A 22,402-nucleotide genomic window follows, 5' to 3' on the forward strand; every position below is an offset into this window, starting at 1 on the left:
ATTTAAATGACTTTAGATGATGATTGTAATGTTCATGATAAACTTTTAGAAAATGAAAAAATCATTGAGGATTTGAAAGTTCAATTAGATGAATTAAAATTTGTTTCAAATAATACTAAGGAATATTTATTTGTTTTAGAGAGCAAGATTAATGAAAAAAATAAAAAAATAAATTCTCTTAAAAAAGATATTAAAAAGAAAAATAATGAACTTAAATCTCTAAAAAAAGATTTAAAAAAAGTTAAAAATGAAAATAAAGAAATAAAGTCATCTTCTAGTTGGAAAATCACTAGTCCTTTAAGAAAACTTTTTAGAATTTTCAGAAAATAATATTTTAGGAGATTCAAATGGTAAAAATTTCTGTTATCATTCCAGTTTATAATGTTGAGAAATATTTGGAAAAATGTTTGGATAGTATCATTAATCAGACATTTGAGGATATGGAAATTATTTGTATCGATGATGGATCTACTGATTCTTCTTTGGAAATTCTTAATAAGTATGCTGGTAACGATAAAAGAATAAAAGTTGTTGCTCAAGAGAACAGTGGCCCCTCACAAACAAGAAATAAAGGAATAGAACTTGCTCAAGGGGAATATTTGACATTCGTAGATTCTGATGATTGGATTGAAGAAGACTGTTTGGAAAAAGTTTATCTAAATGCGATTTCAAATAATTCGGAAGTTGTATTGTTTAATGCCATTGAGCATAAATCAAACAATAAATTTAAAAAAAGAATTTATTTGCCTATTGAGGAGGATATAGACTATAATAATTTTTCTTTTGATTATAATTATAATAAACAATTAGCAATGAATAATGTGTTTGTTGTTTGGTCTAAATTATATAAAACCTCATTTTTAAAAGATAATGATCTCCGATTCAATGTTGATTATAAAATGTTTGAAGATGTTCCTTTCCATATTGAAACCATATTATTTGCTGAGTCAATATCTTATGTTCCTGAAATTTTATATAATTACAATAGATTAAATTTAAATTCAACTCAAACTCATAAATCAGATTACAATCATCGGTTAGTGCTTTTTGATATTTTTGATGATATACAAGAGGTATTGGTGGAAAATAATATATTTAATGAATTTAAATTAAATTTTATTGAATTTAAAATATTACAATCTAAAGAAAACCTTAACAGAACGGAAGACCAGTTCAAAGAGGAATTCTATGCAAAAATGCGAAGTGAATTTATAAAAATGAGATTGGAAAATGAGACACTTAAAAAAATCTCTTTTATATTTTATAGATATTATGTTTTAGTCATCAACTTTAAATCTTTCACGAAATTTGATAAATTTAATAAAAATGTTAATTATTCTTTTAATTATATTGATAAAAAGTTATTGGATAAAGAAATTGAAAGATTTGAAGAAAAAGGAATTAATTTAAATGAAACTCAAGATTCAATTATTATTTCATTAACCTCTTTTCCTAAACGTATGCATGACTTACATTATTGTTTATATTCTTTATTAACTCAAAATTTAAAACCTAACAAATTGATTTTATGGTTGGCTGAAGAACAATTTCCAAATAAGGAAAAAGACATTCCCGAAAGTGTATTGAAACTTAAAAATAATGGTTTAACAATTAGATGGTGTGAAGATATTAGGTCTTATAAAAAATTAATTCCAGCACTTAAGCAATATCCTAATGATTATATTGTCACTGCTGATGATGATATTTATTATCCAGAGGATTGGCTAAAAAATATATGGGAAGCTCATAAAAAATATCCTAATTCAATAATATCAACCAGGTCAAGGAAAATCAAATTGGATAGCAATAATGTTGATAATTATATTAATTGGAAATTAAATAATAAAGAAGAAAGTCCCTCTTATCTTAATTTTCCGACCAATGGTGCAGGAACATTGTTTTATCCTAATTCATTAGATGCTAATGTATTTAATGAGGAATTATTTTTGAAGTTATGTCCTTCAGGAGATGATATCTGGTTTTGGGCAATGATGGTTTTAAATAAGACAAAGATTTATGGTATTGAAAAACCAATGCCAATATTACGTTATGTGAATATTGCTCGTGAATTAAGTTTATTAGATGAAACTACATTATGGGATGTAAACCAGAGTGGAAAAAATGATATTCAATTACAAAATGTTTTAAGTCAATTTCCAGATATTTTAATTGAATTAAATAATTATTAAGGTAGTATTATGAAGTTTGTAGATAGAGTATTGGATAAAAGTAACAGTTATAATTATTATAAAAATAATTATGAAAAAATAGAAAAAAAATACAAAAAAAGTATTAAAGAGATAAAAAAACTTAAAAATGAAAATACTATCTTAAATAAGAATTTATCAAGCTCTTATGATGAAATTATTAAATTGCAGAAAAGATTGGGAAAATTTTCAAAGCCAATTATCATGAAAAAACTTATCGATGAGGAATATTCTGATTTGACAATAGCAATTAAAACTCCTAATCCTGTTGGTCATCATCATTGGGGAGATTATTTTTTTGCTGTTGCTTTAAAAAAATCATTTGAAAAAAAGGGTTTTAATGTTTTGATTCATGAACGTGAAAATTGGTATGATACAACTGTTAAAGCGGATATAAATATCATTTTAAGGGGAAAATATGAATTTACTCCAATGTTTGATGCAATAAATGTCATGTGGAATATTTATGATCCGGAAAAAATAAGAAAAGAAGAGTACGAACAATTTGATATTTGTTTTATTTCTTCTATAAGGTATGCTAATGAGTTGTCTGAGGAGTTGAATACAACTGTAAAACCATTATTGCAATGTACTGATCCAGATATTTTTTATTCGGAGTATGATGATTCTATATCTGAGGATATTTTATTTGTAGGCTCAACAAGAGGTTTTTATAGAGAAATTATAAAAGATATTATGGAAACAGATTTTGATGTAGCAGTTTATGGTAGAGGTTGGCCGGAATTCATTGATGAGCAATATGTAAATGGATTTTTTATTCCTAATGAAGAGTTGCATAAATATTATTCATCTTGTAAAATACTATTAAATGACCACTGGGAAACTATGAGAGAACTGGATTTTCCATCAAATAGGCTTTTTGATGCACTTGCATGTGGAACCTTTGTAATATCTGATAAAATTCCATCAGCCGAAACATTATTTGAAGGAAATGTTGTAACTTATGATGGAGTAGATGATTTAAATAGTAAATTGGAATATTATCTAACTCATGATGAAGAAAGAATAAAAATAGCAGAAAAAGGAAAAAAAATTGTTCTTAAAAATCATACTTTTGATAATCGGGCGGATGAGATATTATCAGAGTTAAAAAATTTAAATTAATCATGGAGTTTTAATATGAAATTTTCTAAAAAGTATAAGGAAAAAATTTTAAATAGAAGTGATAAGTATAATTTTTATAAAAATGAATATGAAAATTTAATTAAAAATCAAAAAAATTTAAATAATGAAATTTCAGAACTTAAAAAAATCCTTAAGGATAATGAAATTAAAAATCATGAATCAAATTTTGATTTTAATAGTTTTTTAATCAGTTCATATTATTCACCATTTATAAATGCTCCTTTTACAGATAATCAATTGTGTTGCTTTGAATTTATGGAATTAATTGGCGATTATTTATGTTCAAAAGTTGATAAATTAATTAAAAAACCTTTAATTTCAGTTATAATGCCAGTATTTAATCGAAAGGATGTTGTATTAAATGCAATAAATTCTGTTTTATCTCAATCATATGAAAATTTTGAGTTGGTTATAGTTGATGATGCAAGTACTGATGGAACTACAGAATTATTAAAGGAGATTTCTCACGAAAAAGTCAATATAATATATAATACTGAGAACAAAGATGCATCAGGGGCTAGAAACATTGCATTAAATGAAGTTAATGGAGATTATATTGCTTATTTAGATTCTGACAATCTTTTTGATAAAGATTATCTTAAAGCATCAATTGGTGCTTTTATTGAGTTTCCGGATGCAGATGCAATTTATTCAGCTCAAAAAAGATATGATTTTTATGATTCAAAGTTATCTCAAGTATTATTTGGACATTTGAATAAATCATTATTGTTTAATCAAAATTACATTGATATTAATTGTTTTGTTCATAAAAAAGATGTGCTTGAAAAAGTCTCTGGTTTTGATGAAGATTTGGCGATAGGTGAAGATTGGGATTTGATATTGAAAATAAATAAATATTATAAATTATACTCAATTCCATTTTTATTATCAAAGTACTATTTAAAAGTAGCAAATAATCGTAAATTAGATACAACTCCTGCTAATAGGGATAAGGTTTATGAAAAAAATCAACTAAAATTTTCAGACAAACAAAATAAATTAAATAAAAATGTTGATATAATTATCCCAATTTATGATAATGATCATAATTTAGAGGAATGTGTAAATTCAATTTTAGCACTGAATTTAGAAAATATTAAAATAATTATTTCAAATAACAATATAAATATATCAATTGAAAAATTTAAGAAAAATGCAACAATAATAACTGAAAAAAATAATTTAGGATTTTCAGATGCACTAATTAATGGAATTCAATCTTCTAATCCCAATTCAGATATTTTAATTTTAAATCAAAATTCAATTTTAACAGCTGGAGCAATTGAATTAATGCAAAGATATGCATATGATTTGTCAGATTGTGGATTAATTGTTTCTAATCAATTAATTAAAGATTCTCATTTGATTAAAAAATATGCACCTCATGCACATGATGACTATTGGTTAGATATTGCTCCTTATGATAATATTTTGCAATTGCCAGTATTTTTTAATGGGGAAATTTTAGAATTAATGCATTCTTCATTTTTTTGTTCATATTTAAGAAGAGATATTTATGAAAAAATTAATTTCAATGCATTAAACTTTAAACAAAGTGATGAATTCATGTTTTTCATTTCTGAGTACATTCGCAGGATTTTAAATCTTAAAATATATCATGCTTCTGGAATAAAGGTTTATAATCATTCTGATTTTTAATAAGATATTTAAATGGTCATGAATAAACAATAATATATTGGGAGTGATTAATTGAGTTTAAATAGATTATGCAATGATATTAATATCAATCATAGTGATAAAAAATATTTAATTTTACTATCTTTTTTTAGTATTTTGCTAATGTTTTTCATGATTCAATTTCATCAAACTAGAGGGGCATTCAATCCAGATATTTATGCATATTTAGCTGGTTCACTTGAACTTGCGGGACTAAATTCAAATCATCTTTTAGGTGGGTTTTGGATTCAAAATTCTCCGGTGATTATATTTTTCACTTCTTTACTTTTTAGAATGGGTTTTGTAAATATTAACTCTATTTTTGTTGTAACCGGAATTTTTGGAATTTTTGGAATTTTTGGTATGTACACCTTTTTAAAAATAAGATTTTCAAATTTACTCAGTTTTTTAGGAGCAATTCTATACAGTAGCCTATCTTTATCATTGTACTATTTTGCAAATGGAATGCTTGATGTTCCTGCCGTTTCTATGATATTATGGACGCTAATTTTTACAGTAGCGGCAGTTGATAAAAATTATAAATATTATTTATTGGTTGCTATAATGTTTTGTGTATCTTTTTTCACAAGATTTGCAACGGCGTATATTTTAAGTATAATTGTATTATATATTTTAAAAAATCATGATTTAGTAAACTTATTTGAATCTCTTTTTCATGATAGAACTGCTTTTAAAATGAAAATTTTATCATTTTTTAAGAGTAATGAATTTAAATGGATATTTATATCAACAATTCTTGTAGTAATAATATTTTTAGTTATTTTCAAATTGTTATTAGGTTTTTACCCAGAAATCTCATATTTTTCAATGGCGGGTGGATCAATTAAGGGGTATTCTAGTACAGTGGATGTAAATAAAATTAATGATAAATTATTTTATATTAAAAATTTCTTAAAATTACTATCTTGTAATTGGATTTCTTTTGATAAAAATTTCACTGAAATATTTAATGATGCAACACCATTTGCTTATTTAATAATGGGGATATTGTTTGGTGGAATATTTTTAAAATGTATAAATTATATTAAAAATTATAATTTTTTCAAAGTAAATTTTAAACATATTGAATATCGAAATAAATTTTCTTTTGGGATATTATTGAGTATAATAATTATTTTAGCAATTGTATCTAGATTCGGATTCAAATTTAATTATTTAATTACCTTAATGGCTTTATGGTTAATATGTATTATATTAATGTCATTAGGTAGAAATTTACCAATTAATCAAGATAAATTTTCGTTATCTATAATGTGCTTTGCTTTGTTTTCATTTTATCTTGTTGTTGTATCTTATGTTAATATAAAATGTGTTAGATATTTACTACCTGCATTTCCAGCATTAATTTATTTTGTAATTTTGGCTCTTGATTATATTTTAGAATTTATAAATACTGGTTTTGATGATGAAAATAGTTTAAAAGAAAAACTTAAGTCAAACAATTTTAATTATTTAAGAAATTCAAAATCAGATTTAAGAATTAAATTATCTAAGGTAATTCCAATTATCTTAATTGTCCTATGTTTAGTTATGGTATTTAATTTTACCAATACTGTGGAAATAAATCAGGATGGTTTAGATAGAATTGATTTTTGTAATTTTATAAAAGAATATGATGATGATTATCAATCTAAAAGTTTCATGGGATATAGGGAATTGAGAATTTTTGAATGGTATTTAAATAAAGATATTTTAAAATGGGGAGAAGATGTAACGGAATTTAATCCAGATGATCACGATTATCTAATTTTGGAAGTAAAAAAACTGGATGATAAAAATTATAAAGAGGTTTACCATAAGGGCAAATATCGTCTCTATGAGAGAGTATATTGAATTTAGTGATTTTATTCCGGTTTATAAAATTTTTGAAAATTACAGATTACTGATAAAATGGAAACAATAGTATTAAAATATTAAATATTGAGTATTATTTAGAAGAAAAATTATCAATATCGTAAGTAGAAATATTTTGTAAATTTGGATGATATCATTTTTAAATTTAAATATTATGATGATTATATAATTATGTAAGGTTTAAATTAAATTTATTTAATTAACAATTCACTGGTGATTTTATATCAATTAAAAATAATTTATTTAGTTTAGTTGCGGGAGATTCAGCTTTAAAAAAATATTTAAAAGAAAAAAATACTAAACATTACTTATTTACTTATGATGTAATGGAATATGATTATAAACATATTTATCAATCATTCAATATTTCATATTTTACAAAAGATGATGATTTATTAGGACATAATTTTGTTGATTTTCAGGAATTAAAAGACTATGAACAGGTTGAAGATTTTACAACTGAGTTGATTCTTATTTTAATTAAGAAATTTAAATTAAGAATTTCTTTTAAGAAAAGTAGTATTTTTTCCAAACAAATTGTTATTTGTGAGGATTATGATTTTAACCCTGAAATGTTAAAGCATGATGAGTCTATTGTTAAAATTGCGATTGTAAAAGATAATCTAGATAAATGGATTTATCTAGAAAATTTTGATTATATTTTCACATTCAAAGATTATAAAAATGAATTAAAGCAGTATGAAGGAGTTTTCACAATTGTAGAAATGTCAATTTATAATCAAATTAAATTTATTTTAAATGAGTTATATAGGCGGAAAGCAAATAAATTTTATTATTTTTTAAAAGAAACTAATTTTAGCAATGTTTTTCCTAAATGGAATGATTATTTTAAAGTTTTAAATTCAGATTTATTTGATGATCAATGGTATAGAGATACTTACAAATTAGAAAAAAATACAGATTCTGTTGTTCATTTCTTGTTAATTGGTTTTGAAAGGGGATTAAGTCCTAGCCCTAAGTTCAATACCGAGGATTATTATGCCTGTAATAGGGATGTTCAATTGAAAGGTTTGAATCCTTTGATTCATTATGAGCAATATGGAAAAAAAGAAAATAGAATATTTTCAATTGAAGAAAAAAATAAACGAGATTATGATTTGATTTTGAACTCTCCTTATTTTGATAGGGAGTGGTATGAGAGCACCTATGATATTTTAGACGAAGATAAAGATCCAGTCAATCATTATCTACATATCGGATATAAAAAAAGGTATAATCCAAGTATTAAATTCAGTACACATGAATACTTTGAGTGCAATAATGATGTTAAAAGGGTTTTGGAAAATCCTTTGGTCCATTATGAGTTATTTGGCAGAGAAGAAAAAAGAAGAATGTGTTTAACTGATGAACAACATCAAAATGATTATGATTTAATTTCAAGTTCACCATATTTTGATAAAGATTGGTATTTGCAGACTTATGATGATTTAAATGGTTATGATGATCCTGTTTACCATTATTTGCATGTAGGTTATACAAAAGGATACAATCCGGGTCCTAATTTCAGCACTGATGAGTATCATATGTGTAATCCTGATGTAAAACAGCATGGAATGAATCCTTTACTTCATTATGAAAGATATGGTAGAAGAGAACAAAGAAAACTTAACTTAAATGGAGTTTGATTATAAATTATTAAAAATATTATTTATATGTTTAACATTAAATGTTATCCGTGTTGAAAATGATACTGATTCTTATTCGAATTTAACTTAATGAGATTAATGAATTAGATGATGAATTGACTTTAAATTTTAATTATCAATTCGAAAATCTAATCGATTCAGATTATATTGATAGTATTGAATATCTTCCAAAGACTAATGTCAATGTATCTCCTATGAGGGTTTATGTGTGTTGAAGTAGGACTGTTTTCAAACGGGACAGATTTTGTTATCATTGGCAATATTACAATTTTAAATTTATCCATATGTTAAATTCGTGATATTGTTCTGTGTAAATCTGTATAATTATGATAATATTAATTATCAATAAGTTTATAAGTGATTAAAATAAGAAATAAATGACAGAGGATAGTATGGCGGAAAATGGCACGAAAAAAAAATCAAAGAGAATATTTTATTTTGATGCCCTGAGGGCATTGGCTATTACCTGTGTAGTGCTTGTTCACACTGTTACACTATACAAATATTTGATTTATAATGCATGGGTAGGCCCTACAATGAGCTGGATGGTATCACAGATAATTTACAATCCAGTCAGAGTTGGTGTTTTGCTCTTTTTAATGCTGTCAGGTGCGCTGTCACTGGGCCGTGAATGGGAAATCAAGCCATTCCTGTCAAAAAGAATTCCGCGGATTGTTTATCCCTTTGCATTCTGGAATATAATTTTCATCATAATATTCATAATACTTTCACTTGTAGGCATCAGTCATGTTGTAAAGGCATATGATTTAGGTTACCTCTGCAATTTTGTAGTCGGTGCATTTATGGGTGAAGTTTATGGTTTTAATGCAAACTGGTTCTTCTGGATGATTCTTGGAACCTATCTGATCATGCCGGTTTTCAACAGATGGCTGTTGCATGCGGACTTAAAGGAAGCTGAATATTTCCTCGTTTTCTGGTTGATAACATGCATATTCAGTTTTACTCTAAACCAAGCTTTCCCTATCAAGCTTAGCTATTTCCTAAGCCCTATAGGTTTGGTTGTATGCGGATATTATCTGAGATACACTGAAAGGAAGTTCTTGAACAACCCTTATCTTGCTTTGGTTGTTCTGATTGTTGTAGCGGCATTATCCACATATATCGGGTATTTAAGGTCATCTCCGACCAATATTTCATGTTTCCAAAGATATTCAATATTCAATACATTGATTGCCATTTCATTATTTATAATATTCAAGAATTTCTCAAAATTCAATTTGAAAGTTAAATTTAATGCATTCAGAAAATTGCTTTCAAGCTTGGCTAAATACAGTTATGGAATCTATCTGGTTCATTATCCACTTATCTTCATATCCGGATATGCATTGCCGAAAGCAACCATGCCTTATGGTCTATTGATTATTGTATCAGTTCTGATAGGTCTATTCGGATCGATGGGAATTCTGGCAGTCCTGAACAGGGTACCTTATGTCAAGGGTATCATTGGGGCTAAATAAACTTAAATTTTATTTTACATTTTTTTTTAAAAAACCCTTAAATTTTTCAAAATGCCTTTAAATAAAAGGAATTAACTTTATATACTAAAATAAACATATTCTTTTAAAAAACATATTTCGGATAATGTCAATTTTTGACATATCCGGTAAAAAATATAAAAATTGAGGGATTATTTGATGAATTTAAATAAAAAAACAATTTTAATCTGTGTTATTTTATTTATATTTATAGGCATGGCGGCTGTTCATGCTGAAGATAATCATGATGTAAACTCAAATGCGACAAAAACATACTCGGATTTAAGTGACCAGATAAACGAAACAGAAAATGATGGTACGTTAAATCTGACTGATGATTATAAATTTAATGATACAGAAGACGAAGAACTGATAGATGGTGTGAAAATATCAAAAAACATCACCATTTCAGGCAGTGAAGACTATTCCTGTGTCGACGGTTCAAATCTTGCAAGAGGATTTTATATAGGACCATTTTGTAATGTTGTCTTGAAAAACCTCATAATTAAAAATGCATATTCCAACAGCAGCGGTGCAGGAATCTTTTTAGGAGAAAACTCTAATCTGACTCTTATAAACTGTATTTTAAAGGACAATACAGTTTATAATTCCGATGGAGGAGCATTAAATGCCCAAAGCGAAACGGATGTCAAGATTTATGACTCTCTTTTTGAAAACAACACTGCAGTTCGTGAAAGTGATTTGGAATGGGCCAAATTCAAGGCTGGTATGGGCAGCGCAATCATTACCCGTATCGGATCCAATCTGGAATTGTACCGCTCAACATTCAGAAACAACAATGCATACCTGTCAACAATTCTTGTTGTCAGTTTTAATGATGTAAAATACAAGCTATCCAAATTGCTTGTAAAGAGTTGCCTGTTTGAATATAATCAGGTATATAACTGTGGAATAATCTATACCGATGAGCTGGGAAGCAATGAAATAGATAATTCCACCTTCAGATACAATATTAACACCCATTCAGGGGGAGTGCTGGAACTGGATGCATGCATATCCTCCACAATCAAGAACTGTAAATTCATAGAAAATTACGGAACTTCCGGTGCTGCAATCAAAATAAAGGTATTCAACAGAAAGTATTTTTCAAATGTGGACATTCTGAATTGTGACTTCATTTCAAACAATGCCAAAAACTATGGAGGAGCAATATATTCAGATTTGGGAAAGGTAAAGGTTTCAAAATGTAACTTCAATCAGAACTATGCCGGAAAGCATGGTGGAGCAATATTTGCTGATTTCGGAGAATTCCAGATAGAAAACTGCAAATTCACTTCAAACAATGCTGCAAAGAATGGTGGGGCAATCTTTTCTGAAAATGACCCTATCACAATATCAAACTGCAAATTCAATCAAAATTCAGCCAATAACGGTGGAAGCCTGTACCTTACAAGTGAGGGAAACACAATTTCTTCTTCTTCATTTGTAGAGAATGATGCAATATCAAAAGGCGGAGCGATATATTCAACCAGCGAGTCTTTCAAGATGTCCGGACTAACCTATTCAAAAAATACTGCCGGTACAGCTGCAAAGGTTTACGGAGGATTCACCGTCAAGGTTTATCAGTACACCTACACTTCAAGCAGTGTCAAAATAAAGGTTAAGCTGACTTCCCTTTGGAAGATGTCCGTAAAGCAAAATGTAAAAATCAAGATTACAGGACCGAAATCCCATACTTCCAAATGGGTAAAAGCGGATTCCAACGGATATGCTTCATTCATTGTACCTTTCAAGGTCAATATAGCCAAATCCGAAATCACAGTTTCAATCGGTGAAGGAGTTTCCTTTGTCAAATCCTGGACTAAAGTAAAGGACAAGGCTAAAATAACATATTCGAAGAATGTCAAAAAGCCTTCAAAAATCAAACTGACAATCAAAAACAAGGCAACAAAGAAACTCATCAAGAAGACAAAATTCACAGTGAAGGTTTATACAGGCAAAAAATGCAAGGTATACAAGATTAAAACAAACTCCAAAGGAGTTTTGAACATTAAAACTTCCAAATTAACAAGGGCAAAGCATAAAATCATTGTTATATTGAATAATACCAATTACAATATCAATAACAAGTTATATGTTAAAGTTAAATAATTGTCCTTAGATGGTAGGTACAGTTATGATTGATGCAATCTTCGCTGTATCCATCTATTTTCTCTTTTTTTGATTTTTTAATTTTTTCTCGTTTTCTGTCTTTTCAGATAATCAATGAAAAAATAAATATTCTCAATTTCGCCAATATTGCTTCACTATCTTCAAAATAACACAAAGTTTTATTAATCTCGCTTTCTAAATCATTATCTGTAAATGATATGAATAGTCTCATAAATAATGACTATTATTGATAATAATTTTTTTTGTGATGAAAATGGGTTTTAAATCTAAATTGCTTAATTTAAAAGATGGTGCTGTAAATTCAATGATTTATAACACATATTACAATAGCGATTTGGATAATGACCTGATTTATTTGGAATCCCGTGACGGATTGGATTTCACCGGAAACATATTCAGAATTGTTGAGGAGTTATCAACCGGAAAATATGGGGATTTTAAGGTTCATGTTCATGCAAAGCCTCATGTTGTAGATAAAATAAGGGCTTTTCAGAAAAATTACAATTTAAAGATAGATAAAATCATTACCAAGGAGGCGACGGCAACCAAAACCCTGGAAAAGGCAAAGTATATTTTCACCGATTCCGGAATAAGGCCAAAATACGTTAAAAGACAGGGTCAGATTTTTGTAAATACCTGGCACGGCACTCCACTAAAGGTAATGGGCAGGGACAATGTGGCTGAGCAGCATCGAGTTGGAAATGTGCAGCATCCTCTTTTGTCCAGCGATTATCTGCTTTATCCAAATGACTACATGATGGATAAGATGCTCAATGCATATATGATTGAAAAGATCTATCCCGGCAAAATATTGCTTGAGGGATATCCCCGCAACTCTGTTTTTTTCACAAAGTCCCAACTGAAATCAGACCTGAATTTAAACGATTATGAAATATTTGTTTATATGCCTACATTTCGAGGCGTATTGATGGATAGAAATGACGAAGGCCAAAGGGATGATGTTGAAAAATATCTGAATGAGATTGATTCAAGATTAAGTGAGAATCAGATTCTGTTTGCTAAATTGCATGTTTTAAATGCTTCACAAATTGACTTTTCAAAATTTGATCATATTAGAGCATTTCCCAAAGATTATGAAGTTTATGATGTTTTGAATATGGCGGATGTTTTGATAACGGATTATTCCAGCGTGTTTTTTGACTTTGCAAATACGAAAAGAAAAATCATACTGTTCAGCTATGATGAAGAAGATTATGAATCCTATAGGGGATTTTACTTTCCGCTTGAGGATTTGCCGTTTCCAAAAGTCACCAATGTTGATGATCTGGTCAGGGAATTGAATTCGGATAAGGATTATGATGACAGCGAATTCATTGACAAGTTCTGTCAATATGACAATCCCGATGCGGTTGAAAACATTTTAAGGACCATTATTAAAGGGGAAAACTCTTCCATTGTCAAACATGTTTCAGGCGATAATAGAAGGCTTCTGATTTATGCCGGAAACCTTAATGATTCGTTAATTGATAAGTTGAATCAAATTGATGTAGATGGGTTTGACTCATTTTTAACATATAAGCAGTGGGACGACAATATTTCAAATAATCATGAAAGAATTTTTAAACTTATTCCTGAAAGTATTGAAATCCTTCCATTCAGATTCGATTTAACGCCCGCTCTTTTTGAGAAGAAAAACTCAAAGGCACTTCTTAAAAGATCGTTTGAAAAACAGTTTCCCGATGTTCATTTTGATGAGTTCATTGATTTGACAGACGGCAGTGATGAAATATCTCAAATGTTTAATATCATTAAAAAGAAATAAACCTGTGTGAAATATGACTTTTCTAAGTATAATTATTCCATTTAAAAAAGGTAAAAGATACCTTAAAGACTGCCTTGAAAGTATAAGGGAGCAAAATCTAAGTGATTTTGAGATTATACTCGTTGTTAATGGGGCAGTTGAAAATATTGATGATTTAATCAGTGATTTTGACAATATTATAGTGAAAACATATGCCGATGAGATGGGCGTTTCCAAAGCACGAAACGAAGCATTAGAAATGGCCAGCGGAGAATATGTCTATTTTATAGACAGTGATGATTATATCTATAAGGATGGCCTTTCAAAACTTGTTGGGTGTGCTAAAAAAACAGGTGCTGATTTTATCAATGGTCAAAGAATAGAAACATACTATATAAAAAACAGGTTTTCCGAAGAGTTCAGCGTAAACAATGCAAAAATCGTGAAAAATAAGTATTCCGATGAGGAATTTTCAATGCGTCTTGTCATTGGCGAAAATGATAACCTTGAGGTATTGTCTGTTCTTCATGCTTTGATTAAACTTGATGTAATCGGAGATTTAAAATTTGTCGAGTCAAAAAAATATTTCGCAGATTATCCGTTTATGGTGGAATTGCTGGACAGGATCAATTCCTTTAAAGGTGTTGAAAATGCGGTATATGCCAAAAGAATCAGTGATGATTTTATAAACTTGCCCTCATTGAATCAGGAAATCGGTGACGATTATATCTTCAAATCAATTGAGGAGTATAAGGCGGCCAAAACCGCCATCAAATCAGATCTGTTTAAGGAATTAATGGCTCAAAAAATGTTTGGATATTATTATTACACATTTTCAAAAACAAATCACCTGCAGCCGATTGAAGCTTTGGATGCATTCATGGGGATTGCCGATGACTTTAAAGGCAATCTTATTCAAAACTTTGAGTTAAATGCATTGAAATCAAAAAACAAGCAAAAGACCATAAAGCTTTCAAAAATAAGGGTAACATGCAACAGGCTTTTGAATTTCATTAAACATCCTCAAAACATTTACCACACTCTTTATCACAACATTTACAACAAGCGCCCGATAAACAACAAAAGAATCATGTTTGAAAGTTTCAGCGGAGATTTTTATTCCGACAGCCCCAAATACATCTATGAATATCTGCATAACCATTATGGCGATGAATTTGAGTATGTTTGGGTGATAAATGATAATAAGACTAAGATTCCTGGAAATCCCATAACTACAAAGCGGTTTTCACTGAAATATCACAAACTGATGGCAACATCCAAATATTGGGTTGTAAACACCAGACAGGCCGGCAGGCTGGTTAAAAGACCGCAGCAAGTTTTACTTTCCACATGGCATGGTACACCTCTTAAAAAACTTGGTTTTGATATGGGAAATATTTATATTCAAAATCCCCGAACAAAAGATAGTTATATTCATGATTCGTCAGCATGGGATTATTTCATCTCCCCTAACAGATTTTCAACTGAAATCTTCAGAAGGGCATTTGCATATGATGGCGAAATACTGGAAACCGGTTATCCGAGAAATGATATCCTGTTTAACGCCGATGAAAGTAAGATCAGTCAAATCAAGGAAAAATTGAACTTGCCTGATGATAAGAAGGTCATATTATATGCTCCAACTTGGAGGGATGATGATTCCTATGATGTGGGGAAGGTAAAATTCAAACTCAAACTTGATTTGGAAAAGCTTGAAAAGGCCATCAGCGATGAGTATATCGTTCTGGTTAGAAATCATTATTTGATAACCGATTCGGATGTTGACGACTATAAACATTTTGCTGTTGATGTAAGTCGTTATGACGATATTGCAGAATTATATCTAATAACTGATGTGCTTATTACGGATTATTCAAGTGTTTTCTTTGATTTTGCAAATTTAAGGCGCCCAATGCTGTTTTATATGTATGATTTGGAAAGATACGAAGAGGAACTCAGAGGATTTTATATCGACATATACAATGAGGTTCCGGGACCTATATTGAGAACCACTGATGAGGTCATTGAAGCATTAGGCGATTTGGATAATATTAACGATCAATATAAGAAAAGATATGAAGAATTCTGTGAAAAATACTGCAGTCTTGAAGATGGAGATGCAACAAAAAGGGTTGTCGATAAGGTTTGGCCACATTGAACCTCAATATTCTCATTTTCTAAAACTATATATAAAGTACAATACAAAAATTAATTAAGAAGTTTGGTTTAAAGAAATTTTTAAATAATAATTGGGATTTGAATGACATTTATTAGTATTATTATTCCATTTGACACGGTTAAAAGATATTTAAAGGACTGTTTGGACAGTTTACGTGAACAGAATATTGATGATTGTGAAATAATTTTGGTGTTGAATGGTGCTGGGGAAAGCGTTGACGATTTATTGAAAGAATATGATGACTTAAATATCATCATAAAATCCTTCGATTCAAGCATTAATGTTTCAAAAGCAAGAAATGAAGGATTAAAAATTGCTGAAGGACAATACGTTTATTTCATCGACAGTGATGATTACATCTATCAGGACGCTTTGTCAAAACTCATTGACGTTGCCAAAAATACCAATGCGGATTTTATAAATGGTGAAAGAATCAATACGGGCTTTATTAAGGAAAGATTCGCTGAAGAGCTTGACAAGCTTGCCGAAAAGAAAAGATATCCATTACTTAAAAACAAATTATCTGATGACGAATTTTCATTTAAACTGCTTGTTGGAGATAAGACAAATGATTTTGAGATATTGTCAGCATTGCATTGTTTGATAAAAAGGGATAAAATTGACAATTTGCTGTTTGATGAATCAATCGTTTATCAAAGTGACTATGAATTCATGATTGATGCCTTGAATCGTATGGAGTCATTTGTCGGTGTTGAAAATGCGATTTATGCAAAAAGGATTCGTGATGACCCAATCAATTTGAAATCGCTCAATGATGAAATGGGTGGGGATACATTTCTGATTTATGCAGAAAAGTTTAAAGAAGCGATTGAAAACATCAATATTGAAAGATTGAAGGATGAATTCTCATCAAAGCTTTTTAAATATTACTACTCCAATTTTTCAGATAAATTTTATGCCAATCCCAATAAAAAATGGAGAAATGAATATTTTGACATGCTGGTTGGTTTGATGGCCGATATGGATTTCAAAAATTTATCATTTTACCAGAAAAGGGAGCTTAAAGCCTTAAAATCTCATGACAAGAATAAACTCAGGAAACTGCTTAAATTAAGAATCAATTTCAGCAAGCTTCTTGAAATGGATAATATGTGGCGTATAAAGGCTGCAATATATTATAAGATTTTCAATAAAAAGGAAATTAATCAAAAGCAGATTATCTTTTGCAGTTTTCGGGGAGACTACTACTCAGACAGTCCGAAATACCTGTATGAATATCTGTATGAGAATTATCCCGATGAATTTGACTATGTCTGGGTCCTGAACGATAAAAATGTAAAGGTTCCCGGAAACCCCAAAAAGGTAAAAAGATTTTCTCTGGATTTTTATAAGGAAGTGGCACGCTCCAAATATTGGATTATCAATGGAAGGCAATCAGTTGTGCTTGCCAAAAGAAAGGACCAGATAATTGTTTCAACCTGGCACGGAACCCCTCTCAAGAAGTTGGGTCTCGACATCGGCAATGTCCACACAAGAGATCCATTCTTAAAGCACTCATATATTGACGTGTCAAAAGAATGGGACTATCTGATTTCACCGAACCGCTATACTACAGATATCCTTAAAAGCTCATTCGGATATGAGAGGGAAATTTTTGAGTCAGGATATCCGAGAAATGATATCCTCTATAATGCGGATGAAAACAAGGTCAATGAAATCAAATCTCGGTTGAATATTCCAAATGATAAGAAAATCATCCTGTATGCTCCAACATGGCGTGATGACGAGTTTGTTGACATTGGCAGTGTCAAGTTTAAGTTGCAGCTTGAATTGGATAAGCTTAAGGAAGCTTTAAGTGATGAATATATTGTTCTGGTTAGAACCCATTATTTCATATCAAATAACCTGGATTTGAGTGGTGTTGAAGACTTCGCCTTTGATGTAAGCAGATATGATGATATTGCGGAGTTGTATCTAGTTGCAGATATTTTGATTACTGATTATTCAAGTGTATTTTTCGATTATGCCAACCTTAAAAGGCCAATTTTATATTATACGTATGATTTGGAAAAATACGAGAATGTTTTAAGAGGATTTTATCTTGATATTCATGAAGAGGTTCCAGGCCCATTATTGAAAACAACTGAAGAGGTAATTGATTCAATTAAAAATATCGAATCTTTAAAAGAGGAATATAAGGATAAATATGATGCCTTCTATGAAAGATTCTGCAGTATTGAAGATGGCAATGCCTCAAAAAGAATTGTTGAAAAGGTTTGGAAATAGCTGTTTCTGTCGCCATCCAGTTTTGTGTTAACAATGCATTGAAATTATTTGTGTCAATGTTGACTCTTTTTATAATTTTTTGGCATTCTGCATTAAATTTTTGATAATGTTTGTAAATCTTTTTAAAAATTATAATGGTGTTCTTATTTTAATGTATGGGATTATTCAAAAACTTTAAAAAGCATTTTAACAATAGTATATGTATAAAATGGTGATAATATTATGAAATTTAAATATTTTTCAATAGTAATGTTGCTGTTATTATTGTTCTGTTGCGCAAATGCGGTTTGCGCGGTATCAGATGATAATAGTACAATGGAATTAAACGGAAATGATAATATTATTTCTGCGGATAATAATCAAATTTCTGTAAATGATGAGAGTTCATTTTTATCCGTTTCTCAGGATGAAATAATATTGCATAACAGTGAAAACGCTTTTTTAAGTGTTGATTCTGACAGTTCATCAGGATCTCCGATTGAAAAGTTCACTGATGATTTGAACAGTGGTGACAAGAATGTTTACCTAACCGGAGATATTAAGGTGTCAACACCATTTGTCATAAAACATGATGTTGTAATCGACGGTCAGGGCCATTCCATTGACGGTCAAAAGAAATCTTTAATATTTAAGGTGTCCGGCCATTCATTAACCCTAAAAAACATTGTCATAAAGAATGGTAAACATGATAAGGGTGGAGCTATTTTTGCTGTAAACAGCAATTTGAATCTTCAGAATTGTGTTTTCACTAGTAACGAGGGCACTAAAAATGGTGGGGCCATTTACCTTTCCGGCGGTAAATTAAACGTTAATAAATGTAACTTTAATAATAATGTTGCTCATCTAAGGGGTGGGGCAATTATTACTTACAATGCAAAGGTGACCATAACCGATTCAATTTTCAGTGACAATAAAATCGTAAATTCAGATAAAAAGGGTTATGGTGGTGCAGTTTGGATGAATAAGGGATCTTCATCAATAAAAAACACTGTCTTTAAAAAGAATAAATGTATTTCCAAAGCATTGAAAAGTCATAAGAAAGCTACCAAATTCCAATTCAGTGGTGGGGCAATCTATTACAGTTCATGTTTAAGCAATTCTTTAACTGGATGTACATTTGAAGGTAATGAGGCTACCAATGCGGCAGGTGCCATTTATGGATTAACATGCAATTCTTTAACAATCAATAAATGTGTTTTCAAAAAGAACAAGGCAATCTATGAAGACGGTGGAGCCATCTGCTATACCGGAAAGAAACTGGTCATGAAAAATTCCAAATTCAATAAGAATCATGCTTATGAAGACGGAGGAGTTATGGACAGTTTCAGCATAAATAAAAACAAGGTTCAGGTTACAATTTCCGGCTGTGAATTCAAGGGCAATAGTGCATATAAAGGTGCTGGTGTTATATGGATGGGCCTTAAGACAAAATATACCATTAAAAACAGCAAATTCATTAGCAATAAAGCCGGAATGGGTGGTGTTTTCTACTCACAGGACTGTAAGTCAAAAATAAGCAAATGTCTTTTCAAGGGAAATGTTGCCAAAAAGGTTGCATCATGGACCGTTAATAAAAAGAACGGCGGAGTATTGAAACATCTTGGTGGAGCAATCATGCTTGAGAAGAAGAGCATGAAAATAATCAAATGTGTATTCAAGAAGAATCGCGCTACAACCGGTGGAGCAATATTTAAACATAGCGGTTCTTTAAAGGTAATTAAAACCAAATTTTCCGGAAACAAGGCAAAAGTTGGAAAGAAAAACGTTCATAACAGATAAAAATATTTTAATCATGCATTTCTCTGATGTTTATTGTCAGGGAACTATGCATGAAATTCTTTAATCTATTTTTTAAATCAGATATTTTATCTACATTTTGACTTTTTGGTGGTGCATTATGCCTGAAATATCAGTTATTCTGCCGGTTTTCAACAGTGAGGAATTTGTCAGAAAATCTATTGAAAGCGTTCTGGTGCAGACATTTGAAGACTTTGAGCTAATCATTGTAAATGACGGGTCAACTGATTCTTCAAAGGATATCATCGATTCATTTAAAGATGATAGGATCAGACTCATCAACCAATCGAATCAGGGTCCCGGTGCGGCCAGAAACAATGCTTTAAAGATAGCTCAAGGCAGATATGTGATGTATCTTGATTCTGATGACTGGTTCACCTCCGATGCATTGGAAGTCGCTTATGGGGAAATCACAAAATTCGATGCGGATATGACTTTTTTTAAGATGATCAATTTTGATGGCGAGAGATACTATGAAAATGACTGGTTCGAGCTGAAGACCCTTCAGTCATTTAAAAACAGAACATTCAAACCAATTGAAACTCCAGGATCCATTTTTGACTTGTCTGTTGGGGTATGTCAAAAAATCTACAATAGGAGTTTTCTCGAAAGAATCGATGCCAGATTCCCTGAAGGCATATTCTTTGAGGACATGCCATTCTTTTACTATGTATATCTCAAGGCCGAAAGGATTTCAATTGTCAATAGGCATCTGTATGTGAGAAGAAAGCATAAATCATCAATCACCAATGTGGTTGACGAGAAATTCTTTGACACTGTGCCTGCCGGCCAGGTGCTGATGAGGATTTTCATTGAAAACGGATGGTATGATGCATACAAGTTTGACCTGCTTGCCTATAAAATCAATGGTCCCCGATTTGCTTTAAGGGACATGCCTTTAAAATATAAGTCGCACATGTTTGACTTGATTAAAAGGGACTACGAGGCAATTAAATCAACAAAATATTATGAGGACTTCTTGACTCAACTCGGTCCTGTAAAAAAGAGGTTCTTTTTGGATGTTTTGAATTCAGATGATTATGAGGAATTCAGTAAAACATCCCGCTGAATCCCACATTTTTACATACGCAGTATCTGCAGAGTGACCTTTCGTCATGAATTGCTGTCATGCGTGGTTTGCAGTAGTACTCGCCGTCTGAGTGGTATACGTCATCACCTTTGTCTTCACTGAATGGATGCATCGGCTTTTTTGCAATCAAAGCCAGATACAGTGATATGTTTTCGGTGAAGCGTTTGGTTTCATCATCCCCTCCGGCATACCTTTCAAAATAAAAGCCGATGTCTGCCCGCATGTTCTTTATGACGCCGTCCTTTATTTCAAAATCGTCAGCGATTTCCAAAGCGAAAATTTCATCATAGACTTCACTGTTGTATTTGGCGAGCTTTTTGGTTAGGGGATCCTTATACCTTGGATCGGTTACCTTGTTTCTTAAATAATCGATAGGATAACTTTCTAAATCCTTTTTAATCATTGACAGTAATTTTGATGCTTTCATAATATGCCTTTTTTGGAAAGTAATTCGCGAGGATTGTCTACAATAGCTTTCATTGCCTCATCGTGTGTCAATCCAGCACCCAATGCGATTTCGTATGACTTTTCAAAGGTTATTATGTTGTCCGGTGAGTGGGTATCGGTGTTTACAAGCAGCTTGTTTCCCACTTCACGTGCAATGTTTGCAACATGGCCGTTTCCAAGGCAGTGTCCTTTTCTTGCGGAAATTTCAAGATAGATGTCATTTTCCTTTGCAATTTCAGCCTCTTCCCTGGTGATCAGTCCTGGATGGCCCAAAATGTCCACATGTTTGGACTCAACTGCTGCCCTGTTGGTTCCGGGAGTAACAGGTTCATTCAATGTTTCTCCATGAACAACAACAATCTTGGCGCCCAATTCCTTTGCACGCTCTGCAATACCGTCAATTGATTCGCATGGGGCATGAGTCACTTCAGCACCCAAAACGACAGTAATGTCCCATTTGCTGTTGATGTCATCAATTGCATCCTGAATGGCAGGTATTGTGTCCACATTTGACCAATCCACATGGTCTGTAATTGCTATTGCTTCATGGTTTAGTTTCAAGGCCCTTCTTGCAAGTTCTGATGGCAGTAATTCGCCGTCACTGAATAGGCTGTGCATATGTAAATCAATTCTTTTTGTCATATAATAATTTATATAGAATATAGAATATATATTTATA

General features: G+C 30.6%; 15 protein-coding genes. 13 read left to right on the forward strand and 2 right to left on the reverse strand.

Features of this window, described 5'->3' with window-relative positions; genetic code table 11:
- Positions 1-6: 6 nt before the first annotated feature.
- From QZ138_RS00080 to QZ138_RS00140, 13 genes are all read left to right on the forward strand, one after another.
- Positions 7-330: a hypothetical protein gene (locus QZ138_RS00080; protein WP_292884665.1), complete on the forward strand. Its 324-nt coding sequence runs from the start codon at positions 7-9 to the stop codon at positions 328-330.
- Between the two features lie 17 nt (positions 331-347).
- Positions 348-2,189, forward strand: coding sequence for a glycosyltransferase family 2 protein (locus QZ138_RS00085; RefSeq protein ID WP_292884668.1), 1,842 nt, complete (start codon positions 348-350; stop codon positions 2,187-2,189).
- A gap of 9 nt (positions 2,190-2,198) precedes the next feature.
- On the forward strand, positions 2,199-3,332 hold the full coding sequence (locus QZ138_RS00090) for a glycosyltransferase (RefSeq protein ID WP_292884671.1): 1,134 nt from the start codon (positions 2,199-2,201) through the stop codon (positions 3,330-3,332).
- Between the two features lie 15 nt (positions 3,333-3,347).
- Positions 3,348-5,012, forward strand: a complete 1,665-nt coding sequence (locus QZ138_RS00095) for a glycosyltransferase (protein WP_292884674.1) — start codon at positions 3,348-3,350, stop codon at positions 5,010-5,012.
- Between the two features lie 51 nt (positions 5,013-5,063).
- Positions 5,064-6,884: a glycosyltransferase family 39 protein gene (locus tag QZ138_RS00100; protein ID WP_292884677.1), complete on the forward strand. Its 1,821-nt coding sequence runs from the start codon at positions 5,064-5,066 to the stop codon at positions 6,882-6,884.
- Positions 6,885-7,231: 347 nt separating this feature from the next.
- The gene (locus QZ138_RS00105; protein WP_292884680.1) at positions 7,232-8,551 is read left to right on the forward strand and encodes a hypothetical protein; all 1,320 of its coding nucleotides are present in this window, start codon (positions 7,232-7,234) and stop codon (positions 8,549-8,551) included.
- Between the two features lie 413 nt (positions 8,552-8,964).
- Positions 8,965-10,050, forward strand: coding sequence for an acyltransferase (locus QZ138_RS00110; RefSeq protein ID WP_292884683.1), 1,086 nt, complete (start codon positions 8,965-8,967; stop codon positions 10,048-10,050).
- 177 nt (positions 10,051-10,227) lie between these two features.
- Positions 10,228-12,180: a right-handed parallel beta-helix repeat-containing protein gene (locus QZ138_RS00115; RefSeq protein ID WP_292884685.1), complete on the forward strand. Its 1,953-nt coding sequence runs from the start codon at positions 10,228-10,230 to the stop codon at positions 12,178-12,180.
- A 274-nt stretch (positions 12,181-12,454) separates the two neighbouring features.
- A complete protein-coding gene (locus QZ138_RS00120; protein ID WP_292884688.1) occupies positions 12,455-13,984 on the forward strand; it encodes a CDP-glycerol glycerophosphotransferase family protein in 1,530 nt (509 codons plus the stop codon).
- Positions 13,985-13,997: 13 nt separating this feature from the next.
- A complete protein-coding gene (locus QZ138_RS00125) occupies positions 13,998-16,121 on the forward strand; it encodes a CDP-glycerol:glycerophosphate glycerophosphotransferase (protein ID WP_292884690.1) in 2,124 nt (707 codons plus the stop codon).
- A gap of 102 nt (positions 16,122-16,223) precedes the next feature.
- On the forward strand, positions 16,224-18,389 hold the full coding sequence (locus QZ138_RS00130) for a bifunctional glycosyltransferase family 2 protein/CDP-glycerol:glycerophosphate glycerophosphotransferase (protein WP_292884693.1): 2,166 nt from the start codon (positions 16,224-16,226) through the stop codon (positions 18,387-18,389).
- A 222-nt stretch (positions 18,390-18,611) separates the two neighbouring features.
- Positions 18,612-20,168, forward strand: a complete 1,557-nt coding sequence (locus tag QZ138_RS00135; protein ID WP_292884696.1) for a hypothetical protein — start codon at positions 18,612-18,614, stop codon at positions 20,166-20,168.
- 118 nt (positions 20,169-20,286) lie between these two features.
- Positions 20,287-21,255 carry a glycosyltransferase family 2 protein gene (locus QZ138_RS00140; protein WP_292884699.1) on the forward strand — a complete coding sequence of 323 codons (969 nt, stop codon included), beginning with the start codon at positions 20,287-20,289 and terminating at the stop codon, positions 21,253-21,255.
- On the opposite strand, the gene QZ138_RS00145 is transcribed toward QZ138_RS00140, so the two are convergent.
- Together QZ138_RS00145 and QZ138_RS00150 are read right to left on the reverse strand one after the other, a co-directional pair.
- Positions 21,236-21,703 carry a DUF2115 family protein gene (locus tag QZ138_RS00145; protein WP_292601309.1) on the reverse strand — a complete coding sequence of 156 codons (468 nt, stop codon included), beginning with the start codon at positions 21,701-21,703 and terminating at the stop codon, positions 21,236-21,238. The two genes, QZ138_RS00140 and QZ138_RS00145, sit on opposite strands and share 20 nt — an antisense overlap.
- Positions 21,700-22,365, reverse strand: a complete 666-nt coding sequence (locus QZ138_RS00150; RefSeq protein ID WP_292884702.1) for a histidinol phosphate phosphatase domain-containing protein — start codon at positions 22,363-22,365, stop codon at positions 21,700-21,702. The genes QZ138_RS00145 and QZ138_RS00150 overlap by 4 nt, the downstream gene beginning before the upstream one ends.
- Positions 22,366-22,402 lie beyond the last annotated feature (37 nt).

The sequence above is a fragment of the Methanobrevibacter sp. UBA212 genome (assembly GCF_905233225.1).
Classification (GTDB): Archaea; Methanobacteriota; Methanobacteria; order Methanobacteriales; family Methanobacteriaceae; genus Methanocatella.

Bases quoted from the DNA above. Each gene is read 5' to 3' on its own strand.
- QZ138_RS00110 (WP_292884683.1), top strand. From the start codon at position 8,965: ATGGCGGAAAATGGCACGAAAAAAAAATCAAAGAGAATATTTTATTTT.
- QZ138_RS00135 (WP_292884696.1), top strand. From the start codon at position 18,612: ATGAAATTTAAATATTTTTCAATAGTAATGTTGCTGTTATTATTGTTC.
- QZ138_RS00120 (WP_292884688.1), top strand. From the start codon at position 12,455: ATGGGTTTTAAATCTAAATTGCTTAATTTAAAAGATGGTGCTGTAAAT.
- QZ138_RS00080 (WP_292884665.1), top strand. From the start codon at position 7: ATGACTTTAGATGATGATTGTAATGTTCATGATAAACTTTTAGAAAAT.
- QZ138_RS00105 (WP_292884680.1), top strand. From the start codon at position 7,232: ATGGAATATGATTATAAACATATTTATCAATCATTCAATATTTCATAT.
- QZ138_RS00150 (WP_292884702.1), bottom strand. From the start codon at position 22,365: ATGACAAAAAGAATTGATTTACATATGCACAGCCTATTCAGTGACGGC.
- QZ138_RS00115 (WP_292884685.1), top strand. From the start codon at position 10,228: ATGAATTTAAATAAAAAAACAATTTTAATCTGTGTTATTTTATTTATA.
- QZ138_RS00095 (WP_292884674.1), top strand. From the start codon at position 3,348: ATGAAATTTTCTAAAAAGTATAAGGAAAAAATTTTAAATAGAAGTGAT.
- QZ138_RS00125 (WP_292884690.1), top strand. From the start codon at position 13,998: ATGACTTTTCTAAGTATAATTATTCCATTTAAAAAAGGTAAAAGATAC.
- QZ138_RS00085 (WP_292884668.1), top strand. From the start codon at position 348: ATGGTAAAAATTTCTGTTATCATTCCAGTTTATAATGTTGAGAAATAT.
- QZ138_RS00130 (WP_292884693.1), top strand. From the start codon at position 16,224: ATGACATTTATTAGTATTATTATTCCATTTGACACGGTTAAAAGATAT.
- QZ138_RS00090 (WP_292884671.1), top strand. From the start codon at position 2,199: ATGAAGTTTGTAGATAGAGTATTGGATAAAAGTAACAGTTATAATTAT.
- QZ138_RS00145 (WP_292601309.1), bottom strand. From the start codon at position 21,703: ATGAAAGCATCAAAATTACTGTCAATGATTAAAAAGGATTTAGAAAGT.
- QZ138_RS00140 (WP_292884699.1), top strand. From the start codon at position 20,287: ATGCCTGAAATATCAGTTATTCTGCCGGTTTTCAACAGTGAGGAATTT.